Source organism: Dryocola mayonis (assembly GCF_051307045.1).
Classification (GTDB): Bacteria; Pseudomonadota; Gammaproteobacteria; order Enterobacterales; family Enterobacteriaceae; genus Dryocola.
Window position 1 is genome coordinate 537,184 of sequence record NZ_CP150452.1, and the last position, 14,019, is coordinate 551,202.

Below are 14,019 nucleotides of genomic sequence, written 5' to 3' on the forward strand. Positions count from 1 at the left end.
CTCCGCATGGCGCAGCGCGCCATGCGGTTTCCCTTATTCAAGGTCACAGCCGCATTCTCGCCCCACAACCTGCGGGCGAAGACGTCGCACGACAGGAGTTTGCAATGCAACAGAATATCGCCACCGGCAAGGTATCCGTCGCCCGCCCGCAGCGGGACGGATCGCGTCTGGTATCCCGTATTGTTCATCTGGGCTGCGGCGCGTTTCACCGCGCGCACCAGGCGCTCTTTACCCACCATCTGCTGGAGGAAAGCGACAGCGACTGGGGCATCTGCGAAGTTAACCTGATGCCGGGCAACGACGCGCGCCTGATTGAGAACCTGAAAGCGCAAAATCTGCTGTATACCGTCGCAGAGCGCGGCGCGGAAAGCACCGAGCTGAAAATCATCGGTTCCATGACGGAAGCGCTGCACCCGGAATTCGACGGCCACGAAGGCATCCTGAAGGCGATGGCGCGCCCGGAAACCGCCATTGTCTCGCTCACCGTGACCGAAAAAGGCTATTGCACCGATGCCGCCAGCGGCGAGCTGGATTTAAACAATCCGCTGATTAAAAACGATCTTGCCCAGCCGCAGCAGCCAAAATCGGCTGTCGGCTATATCGTCGAGGCGCTGAGCATGCGCCGTGCGCAGGGTCTGAAAGCCTTTACCGTGCTTTCCTGCGATAACGTGCGCGAAAACGGCCACGTGGCGAAAGCCGCCGTACTCGGGCTGGCGAAGGCGCGCGACGCCGGGCTGGCCGCATGGATCGCTGAAAATGTCACCTTCCCGTGCACCATGGTCGACCGCATTGTCCCGGCGGCGACGGAAGAAACGCTGCGGCTGGTGGCCGGGCAGTTGGGCGTCTATGACCCCTGCGCTATCGCCTGCGAGCCGTTCCGCCAGTGGGTGATTGAAGATAACTTCGTCAACGGCCGCGCGGCCTGGGATAAGGTCGGCGCCCGGTTTGTGGCGGACGTGGTGCCTTTTGAGATGATGAAGCTACGTATGCTCAACGGCAGCCACTCTTTCCTGGCTTATCTGGGCTATCTCGGCGGCTATGACACCATCGCGGATACCATGACCAATGCCGCCTGCCGCAAAGCGGCGCTCGCGCTGATGCTCAAAGAGCAGGCGCCGACGCTCTCAATGCCGGAAGGCACCGATCTGGAAGGGTACGCCAACCTGTTGATCGCGCGCTTCACCAATCCGTCGCTCAAGCACCGCACCTGGCAGATCGCGATGGACGGTAGCCAGAAACTGCCGCAGCGCCTGCTGGATCCGGTTCGCCTGCATCTGCAGCAGGGCAATGATTATCGCCACCTGGCGCTGGGCGTGGCGGGCTGGATGCGCTACGTAAGCGGCGTGGATGAACAGGGGAACGCCATTGATGTGGTTGACCCGCTGGCCGCGCATTACCAGGCCATCCATCAGCAGTATCAGAAACCGGAAGAGCGCGTGCGCGCCCTGCTGGCGATTGAATCCATCTTTGGCAGCGACCTGCCGGGCAACAGCGAGTTCGTACAGGCCGTGACCGAGGCTTATCAGCAGTTGTTGCAGCACGGCGCGCGTGCGGCGGTTGCGGCGCTGAACGATTAAGGAGAAGAGCAATGACGGCATTTATGACGGAAGATTTTTTGCTGAAAAACGACATCGCCCGCACGCTGTACCACAGGTACGCGGCGGATATGCCGATTTATGATTTCCACTGCCATCTGAACCCAAAGGAGATAGCGGAAGACCGCCGTTTCGATAACCTGGGGCAGATCTGGCTGGAAGGCGATCACTATAAGTGGCGGGCGCTGCGCAGCGCGGGCGTGGAAGAGTCGCTGATTACCGGCAAAGACGCCAGCGACTATGAGAAGTATATGGCGTGGGCAAACACGGTGCCGAAAACCCTGGGCAACCCGCTTTACCACTGGACGCACCTTGAGCTGCGCCGCCCGTTCGGCATCACCGGCACGCTGTTCGGCCCGCATACCGCCGACGGCATCTGGAAACAGTGCAATGAAAAACTGGCTACGCCTGAGTTCTCCGCCCGCGGCATCATGCGCCAGATGAACGTGCGCATGGTGGGCACGACTGACGATCCGGTTGATTCTCTGGAATACCACCGTCAGATTGCCGCCGATGACAGCATCGACATAGAAGTCGCGCCGAGCTGGCGTCCGGATAAAGCTTTTAAAATAGAGCTGGACGGCTTTGTTGATTACCTGGCCAAGCTGGAAGCGGCGGCGGATATAAGCATTACCCGCTTTGACGACCTGCGCCAGGCGCTCGGCCGTCGCCTGGATCACTTTGCCGCCTGCGGCTGCCGCGCCGCCGATCACGGCATTGAAACGCTGCGCTTTGCGCCGGTGCCTGACGACGCGCGGCTCGACGCCATCCTTGGCAAACGCCTGCGGGGAGAGGCGCTGAGCGAGCCTGAAATCGCCCAGTTCTCCACCGCCGTGCTGGTCTGGCTGGGCCGTCAGTACGCGGCGCGCGGCTGGGTGATGCAGCTGCACATCGGCGCGATCCGCAACAATAATACCCGTATGTTCCGCCTGCTGGGGCCGGACAGCGGCTTTGACTCCATCGGCGACAATAAAATCAGCTGGGCGCTCTCCCGCCTGCTCGACAGCATGGATATTACCGACGAGCTGCCGAAAACGATCCTCTACTGCCTGAATCCGGGGGATAACGAAGTGCTGGCGACGATGATCGGCAACTTCCAGGGGCCGAATGTTGCCGGCAAGGTGCAGTTCGGCTCCGGCTGGTGGTTCAACGATCAGAAAGACGGCATGCTGCGCCAGCTGGAACAGCTCTCGCAGATGGGCCTGCTAAGCCAGTTTGTCGGTATGCTGACCGACTCCCGCAGCTTCCTCTCTTATACGCGCCACGAGTATTTCCGACGTATTCTCTGCAACCTGATCGGCCAGTGGGCGCAGGACGGGGAGATCCCGGATGACGAGGCGATGCTGAGCCGTATGGTGCAGGATATCTGCTTTAATAACGCCCAGCGTTACTTCACGACAAAATAAGTTTTACCGGGATTTCACGCCTGGGCCTGCGCGGCGACAGAAGGGGTAAACAGCCGTTCTGTCGCTGCTTCGCTTGAAAAAAACAAGCTAAATTAAAGACTTAATTGCATCGGTCTGCTTTCGCTTAGCCTGAGAGCTAATCACTTTCGCCTCTCTTATGGTATAGTTTGGATTGCCTCCGGTATGGCGGAGCTAATCCAGAAAAGTGAAATCAAAATCACCATGAAACAGGCCACATCCCAGCAGCGCCCCTACCAGGAAGTGGGCATGATGCTGCGCTCGATGATCGTTGATAAAAAATACGCCATGGGCGCGCGTCTTCCGCCGGAGCGTGAAATCGCCGATATGCTGGACGTCAGCAGAACCGTGGTGCGCGAAGCGCTGATTATGCTGGAAATCGAAGGCATCGTAGAAGTGCGCAGAGGCGCCGGCATTTATGTGGTGCGCATTCCCGGCAATGATGAAGAGCAAAGCGAAGAGAACGGCGTCAGCCAGTGCAACGATGCCGGGCCTTTTGAACTCCTGCAGGCCCGTCAGCTGCTGGAAAGCAATATCGCTGAATTTGCCGCGTTGCAGGGCCACCCGCGACGACATCATTAAAATGCGCCGCGCGCTGCAGATTCAGGAGCAGGATCTGGTTTCCGACGATCACGAAGTCGGCGATATGCAGTTTCACCTGGCCATTGCCGAAGCGACCCATAACAGCATGCTGGTGGAGCTGTTTAAGCAATCCTGGGAGTGGCGCGTCAACAACCCAATGTGGATCCAGCTGCACCGCCATCTGAAAGATACCCAGTACCGCAAAGAGTGGCTCGTCGACCATAAGCAGATCCTCGCCGCGCTGATCAAAAAAGATGCCCGCGCGGCGAAACTGGCGATGTGGCAGCACCTTGAAAACGTTAAGCTGCGGCTGCTGGAGCTTTCCGACGTGGATGATATTAACTTCGACGGCTACCTGTTCGAGTCCTGGCCACTACACGAAGCCTGATATTCCATTAAAAAAGGTCATCCGCGGATGGCCTTTTTTACGGCTTTTCTCTGTGGCCGGGCGGTTATATGCCGTTGTGAAATTTAAATAAATCGGACATGTAATGCCCGGTTTATATGTTAAGTTTCACCTTCTGAACAGGAAGAGAAATCAAGGATGAATTCATGAGAAAGCAAAAGGGACGCTGCCCTATGCGTAAATCAGCTAAAGCCCTCAGCGCCGTGGCGGTGTTTGTTGTGCTTGCAGCCGTGTTTATCTGCGCCTGGCCTTATATCGAAATGGAGTTTGCCGGCAGCGCAAGCTATACCGAGCAGGATAAGCGGGAATATAATTTTTATACTCCCGATATCCTGAAAAATATGCCGCGTATTTCCAAACGTTATGACTTCGATTTTGCGAATATCACGGGGCCGGCAAAACATGTGAACGCCGTGAAGTTTTATGGCACCGATGATACGAGTAAAATCGCGGCCTGGCTGACTTCCAGCGGCTACGAAAAGCAGGCCGAATGCAATTTAAATTCGACATGCTGGCGGGGCACAGATCCCCGGGAAACCGTTTATGTCGGAATATTGACCGGGGAGAAAACGGTGATTGTGCAGGTTGTTTATGATTTCCTGTAACAATAAGCTCATTGCCACCGGCGTACTGCTTGCAGCCGTGCTTATCTGCGCCTGGCCTTATATCGAAATGGAGTTTGCCGGCAGCGCAAGCTATACCGAGCAGGATAAGCGGGAATATAATTTTTATACTCCCGATATCCTGAAAAATATGCCGCGCATTTCCAATCGTTATGACTTCGATTTTGCGAATATCACGGGGCCGGCAGCGCAGGTATATGCGGTGAAATTCTATGGGATCGAGGAGACAAGTAAGATTGACGGTTATCTGACGTCAATGGGCTACCAACGGCAGGGCACCTGCAATATTGATAATGTGTGCTGGCAAGGCACGGACCCGGCAGAAACCGTAATGGTAAGAGCCTTAAAAAGCGAAAAGGGCGTAGCCGTACAGGTTGTTTATAAATTTTAATAACAAAGCCGGTAGTTCTGCGACTGCCTCGTGAGTTTCACCTTCCCGCCCCGGCAGGAAGTTCCCGTCAGTTAAGCGATACAGGCCACAGATCGCGGCTTTTACGCCCGCATGAACCAGATCCGAACCATACTTATTGCTGGCAAAACACGATAAGCAGGCCCTCTTATGGCTAAGAACACTGTCTGTATCTGGTACGATCATGATGCGGAAGACGCCGCTCGTTTCTACGCCGCAACCTTTCCGGACAGCAGCGTCGGCGCCGTTATTCCTGCGCCCGGCGACTATCCGGACGGCAAAGCCGGCGACACAATCGTTGTTGAGTTTGTGGTGGCGGGCGTGCCCTGTATCGGCCTCAACGGCGGGCCGCATTTCAAACACAGCGAGGCCTTTTCCTTTCAGATAGCCACCGACGATCAGCAAGAAACGGACCGCTACTGGAACGCTATCGTCGGCAACGGCGGCCAGGAAAGCGAATGCGGCTGGTGCAAAGATAAATGGGGTGTGAGCTGGCAAATCACTCCGCGCATACTGACCGCAGCCCTGGCAACGGGCGGCGACACCGCCAGGCGCGCGTTTGAGGCGATGATGTCGATGAAGAAAATTGACGTTGCCGCAATCGATGCGGCGATACGCGGCTGATGATCCGAAAGGCAGGACGGTGGATGGCGCCGGCGCGTATCCCCTCTACAATGCAGGCCACGCGTGGTGAGGCAGCCCATACGCCGCCGCCAGCACAACCGCCAGATTCAGCACCACGCTGATGGCGAAGTAAGTTCTGAACGGCTGCTTTTGCGTTTTATGGCGAAATACTTGCTGACCGACAATGGCGCCGGGCCAGCCGCCCACAAAACCAAATACCAGCAAGGTGAGTTCCGGTATTCGCCGCCAGGCTTTACGGGCCGCCAGCTTATCCAGTCCATAAATCCCCGCCGTGAGCAGGTTCACAGACATTAGCCACATCGCAAACGGGCGGGGCAGAAATGCGCAGCCGATAGCCGCTAATACCAAAAGCAAATAACAGAAGCGGTTTAAATTCATATAGTTAGTTACAGTCGGAAGAGAGGCGCAATTATACCCGATATTTTAAAATTAACATGTATTTACTTCGCCTCTTGCGCCGGAATAACTTTTCTTGCAGAAGTGCGATAACGTAAATACAGGTTGTTGAGTATAAGCGCCGAGCCGGTGATACATGCTCCGGCAATTTCTGAATAGCCAGGCTCTACGCCTGCCATCGCTGAAATTGAAAAAGCGGTAATGGGAACAATATCCATAAATAATACGCCATTGAGCGGCGTCAGGATTTTATTGCCTGCGTTCCAGCAAAGGATGCCAATAAAGCTGGCGATAATGGATGTGTAAATAATCTGCGGGCTAACGAAAAGTAAATCAGAGGCTGAGGGGACAGGGACCCAACCGCAGGCGTAAATAAGTGCGTTCAGCAACAGTATGCTTGTCATCCCGAGGGCGGTCGTAAGCGTAGTATATTTTAAAGGGGACCAGTGAGGAAAATACGAAGCGCCTACCGTGTAAATAACCCAGCACGGTGCGCCGGCGCATCCGGACCAGCTAAGCCACTTTAGCTGCCTTGGGATCTCATACTGGATTCATCAGGACCGCTGGGAATTGCTGGGGCCGAACGGTGAGATTTTTAAGGCCGCGGTTAAAGGGCGTTTTATGTCAAACCAGGGCAATGCGCTGAGGATCGCGGCGCTGCATGGCTGCGGCATTGTGCTGCAGCCTGAATCCGTACTCAGGGATGATATCGCGCAGGGTCGGCTGGTGGCTGTATTACCCGAATGGTCATATAAACCTACCCCCATGTACCTCATTTATCCGCAGGATAGCCGCCCGTCGGCAAAATTGCGCAGCGTTATCGATTACCTCGTAGCCCGCCTGGGCGCTGAAAACTAAAAAGTATTTAAGGCGCCGTCGGGCTACCGGAGCCGGGCGCTTGCCGCAGACAGCCCGTCGCAAAACGGCAATGCTCCTGCGGCCCGTTTTGGTCTTTATCAGCCACGCCTCCAGCCGCTAAATGTGGCGAACCTCACGTAATAAGCCTCGCTCCGTAAGGATGAATTCCTGCCGTGGGCCTTGGCAGGGCCGCGTTAGCTCCCGCTTGTCATTAAATTGATGCGTCTGCCGCATCAATACATGCGGGAAATGCACTTATCCAGGCGGCGTAAATATCGCACTCTCATGGTTGATTAAAGGTTAATAAAACTAAAAATTATTGTTAATTATGGAGGGCGATATGCCTTTTGCTGCCGACACACCGACCTTTCGCTCCAGGGCAATGGCTATCCTGCGGGTCACCTCAGGAAACTTTCTTGAGCAGTTTGATTTCTTCCTGTTCGGTTTCTATGCCACCTACATTGCCCACGTGTTCTTCCCGGCTGAAAACGAATTCGCCTCGCTGATGATGACCTTTGCCGTCTTTGGGGCCGGATTTTTGATGCGCCCCATTGGCGCGGTCGTCCTCGGCGCGTGGATAGATAAAGTCGGGCGGCGCAAAGGGCTGATCGTCACCCTGTCCATTATGGCGCTGGGCACGTTTTTAATCGTGCTGGTGCCCGGCTACGACACCATTGGATTATGGGCGCCGCTGCTTGTTCTGTGCGGCCGTTTGTTGCAGGGCTTTTCGGCGGGCGCGGAGCTGGGCGGCGTCTCCGTCTATCTTTCTGAAATCGCCACGCCCGGCCACAAGGGGTTTTATACCAGCTGGCAGTCCGGCAGCCAGCAGGTCTCCATTATGGTGGCCGCCTCGCTCGGCTACGCCCTTAATCTGCTGATGGACGAAAGCACCCTGCACGCCTGGGGATGGCGCATTCCTTTCCTTATCGGCTGCCTGATCGTGCCGTTTATCTTCATGCTGCGCCGCCATCTGGATGAAACCGAAGAGTTTGCAAAGCGGGCCAGCCATCTCGAAATAGGCCAGGCGCTGAAAACGTTGCTTAATAACTGGCGCGTGGTGATTGCCGGCATGCTGATGGTGGCGATGACCACGACCGCCTTTTACCTGATCACCGTGTATGCGCCGACCTTCGGTAAAAAAGTCCTGATGCTGAGTTCCTCAGACAGCCTGCTGGTGACGCTGCTGGTCGCTATTTCGAATTTTATCTGGCTGCCCATCGGCGGGGCCATTTCCGATCGCCTCGGGCGCAAGCCGGTGCTGATTGCCATGACGCTGCTGGCGATCTTCACCACCTGGCCCGCGCTCACCCTGCTGGCTAACGCGCCCGGCTTCGGCATGATGCTGGCCGTGCTGCTGTGGCTGTCATTTATGTATGGTCTTTATAACGGCGCGATGATCCCCGCGCTTGCGGAAATCATGCCCGCAGAGGTTCGCGTGGCGGGGTTCTCTCTGGCCTACAGTCTGGCAACGGCGCTGTTTGGCGGCTTTACGCCGGCGGTATCTACCGCGCTGATTCAGTATACCGGCGACAAAGCGGCGCCGGGGTACTGGATGAGCTTCGCCGCCGTCTGCGCGCTGCTTGCCACGCTCTGGCTTTATCACCAGGCATCCGATCGCAGCTGGCATACCCGTAAATCATTTAGCTAAGGAACAACAAATGAAACAGCTTAAGCTCCGGGCCGCCGCTTTTCTGTTGGCGATAACTTTCTGCGCCACGGCGGGGGCGGAAGACATTACGGTTATGATTTCCGGCGGATTTTCAGCGGCGCTGGATAAGCTTGCGCCGCAGTATCAGGCCGCAACGGGCGATACCGTGCATATCGTTCACGGGCCGTCGATGGGCAACTCGCCGGAGGCTATCCCTAACCGTTTATCGGCAGGCCAGCCGGCGGATGTGGTTATCATGGTCGGCTACGCGCTGGACGACCTGGATAAGCAAAGAAAGATTGCGCAAGGCAGCCGTACCGAGCTTGCGGATTCCCGCATCGGCGCCGTGGTACGCGAAGGTTCCGCCGCCCCGGATATCAGCAATATCGATAACCTGAAAGCCGTTTTGCTAAAAGCGAAGTCCATTGCCTATTCCGACAGCGCCAGCGGACGCTATGTGCAGGCTGAGCTTTTTAACCGGCTGGGCATTGCCGCGCAGGTCAGGGATAAGACGAGGATGATAGAAAAGATCCCCGTCGCGTCCGTGGTGGCGAAGGGCGACGAGGAGATTGGTTTTCAGCAGGTGAGCGAGCTGCTGCCGGTGAAAGGCGCTAAATTTATCGGCCGTATTCCTGAATCCGTGCAGTACGTTACCCGCTTTGCCGGCGCGGTAGTGGCCGGAGCGCCTCACCAGCAGCAGGCCCGACGTCTGCTTCGCTATCTGGCGTCGCCTGAAGCGCAAACGGTGGTGCGCCAGACGGGGCTGGACCCGCTGCCTGCTACGGGCGGAATAGCCCGATAATCGTTTTTTCCAGCTCGGCCGCCACGGGGGACAGCGCCGTTCCCGCCCTTTTGATCAGCCCCACCTGCCTTTTAACCACGGGCTCCGTGAGCGGTTTTTGCACCAGCAAAGGATGCCCGCTGTCAGGAAGGGCCATGGAGGGCACCGCCGCAATCCCCAGCCCCGCTTCGACCATGCCCATCATGGTGGTGACGTGCTGCGTTTCGCACACCGGGGCACGGCGCCTGGCAATCTCGCCCAGCGCCCGATCGAGCAGGTGGCGGTTGCCGGAAGATTTATTCAGCCAGATATAGTCGGCGTTAAAAAACGCCTGCCACGTCAGGCTGTCGCGCTGTGCGAAGGGGTGAGCAGGGGGGCAAATCACCTGGTAGGTTTCATCGGCTAAAGGCAGAAACGTCAGGTCCGCCTCGCCGCTGGAGAGAAAGCTTAAGCCGAAATCGGCCTGTTTGTTATGTACGGCGGTATACACATTCCCGGCGCTGGTATCGATAAGCCGGATGCGGATTTTTTTAAACTGCGTTCTGAAGCGCGCAATGACCCTGGGCATAAAGTAATAGGCGGCGGAAGGCACGCAGGCGACGGTCACCATGCCGCTGCCGAAGGCCGCACGCTCGCTGATGCCGTTAAGGGCGTCCTCAAAGTCGCTTAGCAGATGCCGGGCGCGGGGAGCAAAGGTTCTTCCGGTCTGCGTCAGCGTTACGCTGCGGGTCGTTCTGTCAAAAAGCCGCACGCCAAGGGAGGATTCAAGCTTTTCGATACGGCGGCTTAGCGCGGACTGCGAGATACAGATTGCCTCAGCCGCGTAGCGAAAGCTGCCGTGCTCGCACAGCGCGATAAACGCGTATAAATCCTGCAAATCAAAATTGGGCAACATTCGCGCCTCGGTTTAACTATTACACAACAAAATATTAACAAGGCGCGGGGCGGCGGAAAAGCTTTAAGCACAAGCCTGTGCCTCAGAGCGGCGTCGACAGGGGCGTTTTCTCTTTTTGCGTCTTTCCCGTTTTCCGGCTATCCAAAGCAAAATCTTATCTAAGGACATAAAAGCATTAGCGATAATTTTTAATTCTTTTATGTCATCGCCGCCGTTGGAAATACTGCTCACATCATCGAGACAGGAGCAGACACCATGGCAGCATCACGACATTCTCTTTGGCTGGCAGCGCTGGCCTTTATTGCCGCACCGGCGTTCGCGGTAGACGTTACCGTGGCGTATCAAACCTCCGCGGAGCCTGCGAAAGTGGCGCAGGCCGACAACACCTTTGCTAAAGACAGCGGCGCCAAAGTGGAATGGCGCAAGTTCGACAGCGGGGCGAGCGTAGTGCGCGCCCTGGCCTCCGGCGACGTGCAGATCGGCAATATCGGCTCCAGCCCGCTGGCGGTGGGCCGCCAGCCAGAAGGTGCCGATTGAAGTGTTCCTGCTGGCGTCCCAGCTCGGCAACTCCGAGGCGCTGGTGGTGAAAAAAGGCATCACCGATCCAAAGGATCTGATCGGTAAACGCATCGCCGTTCCTTTCATCTCCACCACCCACTACAGCCTGCTGGCGGCGCTGAAACACTGGGGCATCAAGCCCGGCCAGGTGCAGATCCTTAATCTTCAGCCTCCGGCGATTATCGCCGCCTGGCAGCGTGGCGATATCGACGGCGCCTATGTCTGGGCGCCCGCGGTAAACGAGCTGGAGAAAGATGGCACCGTGCTGACCGATTCCGCGCAGGTGGGCAAATGGGGCGCGCCGACGCTTGACGTCTGGGTCGTGCGCAAAGACTTTGCCCGGCAGCATCCTGACGTGGTGGCGGCCTTCGCCAAAAGTGCTCTCGCCGCGCAAAAAGGCTATATCGATAACCCGGATGCCTGGCTTAAGCAGCCGGATAACCTCAGCAAGCTTTCCCGTCTGAGCGGCGTTCCGGAAAGCGACGTGCCGGCGCTGGTGAAGGGCAATACCTATCTCACGCCGGGGCAGCAGACCGAGCAGCTTAGCGGCCCGGTCAATAAAGCGATCGTCGACACCGCGCAGTTCCTGAAGTCGCAGGGCAAAGTCCCGGCGGTGGAAACGGACTACAGCCAGTTCGTCACCGACCGCTTCGTGAAAACGCTGGCGCAGTAAGGGGGCAGGCCATGTTACAGGTTTCAGGACTCAGTGCAGACTATGCCGGTAAAACCGTCCTCAACGACATCAGCCTGACGGTGGATGAAGGGGAGCTGCTGGTGGTGCTCGGCCCGTCCGGCTGCGGAAAAACGACGCTGTTAAACCTGATAGCTGGCTTTGTTCCTTACCACACCGGCAGCATCACCTTGCAGGGCAAGCAGGTAACCGGGCCGGGCGCCGAGCGCGGCGTGGTCTTCCAGAACGAAGGGCTGCTGCCGTGGCGAACGGTGCTGGACAACGTCGCCTTCGGCCTGCAGCTTGCCGGGCAGCCGAAGCCGCAACGAGAGCAGATCGCGCGCGATATGCTGCGCAAGGTCGGCCTTGAGGACAAGGCGGAGCGCGCCATCTGGCAGCTCTCCGGCGGCCAGCGGCAGCGGGTGGGCATCGCCCGCGCTCTTGCCACCCAGCCGCAGCTTTTGCTGCTCGACGAGCCTTTTGGCGCGCTGGACGCCTTTACCCGCGAACAGATGCAGACCCTGCTGTTAAAGCTGTGGCATGAGAGCCGCCGCCAGGTGCTGCTTATCACCCATGACATCGAAGAGGCGGTCTTCCTCGCCACCGAGCTGGTGCTGCTTTCCGCAGGGCCGGGGCGCGTGCTGGAGCGTCTGCCGCTCGATTTCGGCCGCCGCTTTGCCGCAGGCGAATCCTGCCGCAGCATCAAATCCGATCCTGAATTTATCGCGAAGCGCGAGTACGTGCTGAGCCGTGTCTTTGAACAGCGGGAGGGCTTCCTGTGAGCATCGCGATCCCAGATAAACCGCGTCGCAGGCGCCTCGCCCTGCGCTGGCCGTTCTCGCGCCAGATTACGTTAAGCCTCGTTACGCTGACCACCATCGTTGTGCTGTGGTGGTGGGTGGCCGCCGAACAGTGGATAAGCCCGCTGTTTCTGCCGCCGCCGGGGCAGGTGTTAAGCAAGCTTATCAGTATCGCAGGTCCCCAGGGCTTTATGGATGCGACGCTCTGGCAGCATCTTGCGGCCAGCCTGCTGCGCATCCTTACCGCGCTGGCGGCCGCGGTGCTGATTGGCATTCCGGTTGGCATCGCGATGGGCCTAAGCCCGACGGTGCGCGGCATCCTCGATCCGCTGATCGAGCTGTATCGCCCGGTGCCGCCGCTGGCCTATTTACCGCTGATGGTCATCTGGTTCGGCATCGGCGAAACCTCGAAAATCCTGCTGATTTATCTGGCGATTTTCGCGCCTGTCGCGATGTCGACCATGGCCGGCGTGCGCAGCGCTCAGCAGGTTCGTGTTCGCGCCGCCCGTGCTCTGGGAGCCTCGCGAGCGCAGGTGGTATGGCACGTGATTTTGCCGGGCGCATTGCCCGAGATACTGACCGGGTTCCGCATCGGGCTGGGCGTGGGCTGGTCAACTTTAGTGGCCGCCGAGCTTATCGCCGCCACCCGCGGGCTGGGGTTTATGGTGCAGTCCGCCGGTGAGTTTCTGGCAACCGACGTGGTGCTGGCCGGCATCGGCGTGATTGCCGTTATCGCATTTTGTTTAGAGCTGGGTCTGCGCGCGTTGCAGCGTCGTTTAACCCCATGGCATGGAGAAGGGCAATGAGTGAAAAAGTGAATATTGTGCCGCTGGGGCCATACATCGGCGGGCTGGTCAGCGGCGTGGACTTAACGCGCGGGCTGAGCGACAACCAGTTCGAGCAAATTTATCACGCGCTGATCCGCCATCAGGTGCTGTTCTTCCGCGATCGGCCGATTACCCCGGCGCAGCAGCGCGGGCTGGCGCTGCGCTTCGGCGATTTGCACATTCATCCGGTTTACCCGCATGCGGAAGGCGTGGAAGAAATTATCCTGCTGGATACCCACAACGATAACCCGCCGGATAACGACAACTGGCACACCGACGTGACCTTTATTGAAACGCCGCCCGCCGGGGCGATCCTCGCCGCGAAGCTGCTGCCGGAAACGGGCGGCGACACGCTGTGGACCAGCGGCATTGCCGCATACGAGGCGCTGTCCGAGCCGTTTAAGCGCCTGCTTTCCGGCCTTAAGGCGGAGCATGATTTCAGGAAGTCTTTCCCGGAATACAAGCATACCCGCACCGAGGCGGAGCATGCGCGCTGGCGCGAGGCCGTCGCCAAAAATCCGCCGCTTACGCATCCGGTTATCCGCACCCATCCGGTGAGCGGCAAGCAGGCGCTGTTTGTTAACGAAGGCTTCACCACGCGCATCGTCGATCTTTCCCAGAAAGAGAGCGACGCGCTGCTGGCTTTCCTGTTCGCGCATATCACCAAACCGGAGTTCCAGGTGCGCTGGCGCTGGCGGCAAAACGACATCGCCATCTGGGATAACCGCGTCACGCAGCATTACGCGAACGCCGATTACCTTCCCGCGCGGCGTGTTATGCACCGCGCGACGATATTAGGCGATAAGCCTTTTTACCGGGGATGATTGGAGTAAGGCTGGTGGATGGCGCTGGCGCTAATCCACCCTACTGTTTTTGTAGGGCGGATAAACGAAGTGCCAACC

14 protein-coding genes and 2 pseudogenes are annotated in these 14,019 nt (G+C 57.9%); 13 read left to right on the forward strand and 3 right to left on the reverse strand.

The features are described 5' to 3' along the window. Positions 1 to 104: 104 nt before the first annotated feature. The 6 genes and pseudogenes from WLO32_RS02610 (at position 105) to WLO32_RS02635 (ending at position 5,663) form a co-directional block, all read left to right on the forward strand. Positions 105 to 1,577 (forward strand): fructuronate reductase, encoded by a 1,473-nt coding sequence (locus tag WLO32_RS02610; protein ID WP_435947085.1) that lies wholly within the window; start codon positions 105 to 107, stop codon positions 1,575 to 1,577. Positions 1,578 to 1,588: 11 nt separating this feature from the next. Further along, the gene (uxaC, locus tag WLO32_RS02615; RefSeq protein ID WP_435947086.1) at positions 1,589 to 3,001 is read left to right on the forward strand and encodes a glucuronate isomerase; all 1,413 of its coding nucleotides are present in this window, start codon (positions 1,589 to 1,591) and stop codon (positions 2,999 to 3,001) included. Positions 3,002 to 3,223: 222 nt separating this feature from the next. After that, positions 3,224 to 3,989, forward strand: a pseudogene (gene uxuR / locus WLO32_RS02620) (Uxu operon transcriptional regulator). 191 nt (positions 3,990 to 4,180) lie between these two features. Continuing rightward, a complete protein-coding gene (locus WLO32_RS02625) occupies positions 4,181 to 4,612 on the forward strand; it encodes a hypothetical protein (RefSeq protein ID WP_435947087.1) in 432 nt (143 codons plus the stop codon). Beyond that, positions 4,599 to 5,021 carry a hypothetical protein gene (locus WLO32_RS02630; RefSeq protein ID WP_435947088.1) on the forward strand — a complete coding sequence of 141 codons (423 nt, stop codon included), beginning with the start codon at positions 4,599 to 4,601 and terminating at the stop codon, positions 5,019 to 5,021. Before WLO32_RS02625 ends, WLO32_RS02630 begins: the two co-directional genes overlap by 14 nt. 168 nt (positions 5,022 to 5,189) lie before the next feature. Next, on the forward strand, positions 5,190 to 5,663 hold the full coding sequence (locus WLO32_RS02635) for a VOC family protein (RefSeq protein WP_435947089.1): 474 nt from the start codon (positions 5,190 to 5,192) through the stop codon (positions 5,661 to 5,663). Positions 5,664 to 5,708: 45 nt separating this feature from the next. Here WLO32_RS02635 and WLO32_RS02640 read toward each other — a convergent pair whose 3' ends face one another. Both WLO32_RS02640 and WLO32_RS02645 read right to left on the reverse strand, forming a co-directional pair. Then, positions 5,709 to 6,062, reverse strand: coding sequence for a DUF1294 domain-containing protein (locus WLO32_RS02640; protein WP_435947090.1), 354 nt, complete (start codon positions 6,060 to 6,062; stop codon positions 5,709 to 5,711). A gap of 62 nt (positions 6,063 to 6,124) precedes the next feature. Beyond that, positions 6,125 to 6,631 (reverse strand): EamA family transporter, encoded by a 507-nt coding sequence (locus WLO32_RS02645; protein ID WP_435948229.1) that lies wholly within the window; start codon positions 6,629 to 6,631, stop codon positions 6,125 to 6,127. Here WLO32_RS02645 and WLO32_RS02650 point away from each other — a divergent pair. The 3 genes from WLO32_RS02650 (at position 6,630) to WLO32_RS02660 (ending at position 9,388) form a co-directional block, all read left to right on the forward strand. Further along, on the forward strand, positions 6,630 to 6,938 hold the full coding sequence (locus WLO32_RS02650) for a LysR substrate-binding domain-containing protein (protein WP_435948230.1): 309 nt from the start codon (positions 6,630 to 6,632) through the stop codon (positions 6,936 to 6,938). The genes WLO32_RS02645 and WLO32_RS02650 overlap by 2 nt on opposite strands. Positions 6,939 to 7,278: 340 nt before the next feature. After that, on the forward strand, positions 7,279 to 8,586 hold the full coding sequence (locus WLO32_RS02655; RefSeq protein WP_435947091.1) for an MFS transporter: 1,308 nt from the start codon (positions 7,279 to 7,281) through the stop codon (positions 8,584 to 8,586). Positions 8,587 to 8,596: 10 nt separating this feature from the next. Further along, entirely contained in the window at positions 8,597 to 9,388 is a 792-nt protein-coding gene (locus WLO32_RS02660; RefSeq protein ID WP_435947092.1) for a substrate-binding domain-containing protein, read from the forward strand. Here the strand turns inward: WLO32_RS02660 and WLO32_RS02665 are convergent. Beyond that, positions 9,366 to 10,262 (reverse strand): LysR family transcriptional regulator, encoded by an 897-nt coding sequence (locus WLO32_RS02665; protein WP_435947093.1) that lies wholly within the window; start codon positions 10,260 to 10,262, stop codon positions 9,366 to 9,368. The genes WLO32_RS02660 and WLO32_RS02665 overlap by 23 nt on opposite strands. Before the next feature lie 255 nt (positions 10,263 to 10,517). Between WLO32_RS02665 and tauA the strand changes: the two are divergent. The 4 genes and pseudogenes from tauA to tauD all read left to right on the forward strand — a co-directional run bounded on the left by tauA (position 10,518) and on the right by tauD (position 13,941). Beyond that, a pseudogene (gene tauA, locus WLO32_RS02670) lies at positions 10,518 to 11,493 on the forward strand (taurine ABC transporter substrate-binding protein). Between the two features lie 11 nt (positions 11,494 to 11,504). Next, positions 11,505 to 12,272, forward strand: coding sequence for a taurine ABC transporter ATP-binding subunit (gene tauB / locus WLO32_RS02675; protein ID WP_435947094.1), 768 nt, complete (start codon positions 11,505 to 11,507; stop codon positions 12,270 to 12,272). Further along, positions 12,269 to 13,096, forward strand: a complete 828-nt coding sequence (gene tauC / locus WLO32_RS02680; protein WP_435947095.1) for a taurine ABC transporter permease TauC — start codon at positions 12,269 to 12,271, stop codon at positions 13,094 to 13,096. Before tauB ends, tauC begins: the two co-directional genes overlap by 4 nt. Beyond that, the gene (gene tauD / locus WLO32_RS02685) at positions 13,093 to 13,941 is read left to right on the forward strand and encodes a taurine dioxygenase (RefSeq protein ID WP_435947096.1); all 849 of its coding nucleotides are present in this window, start codon (positions 13,093 to 13,095) and stop codon (positions 13,939 to 13,941) included. Before tauC ends, tauD begins: the two co-directional genes overlap by 4 nt. Positions 13,942 to 14,019: the final 78 nt, after the last annotated feature.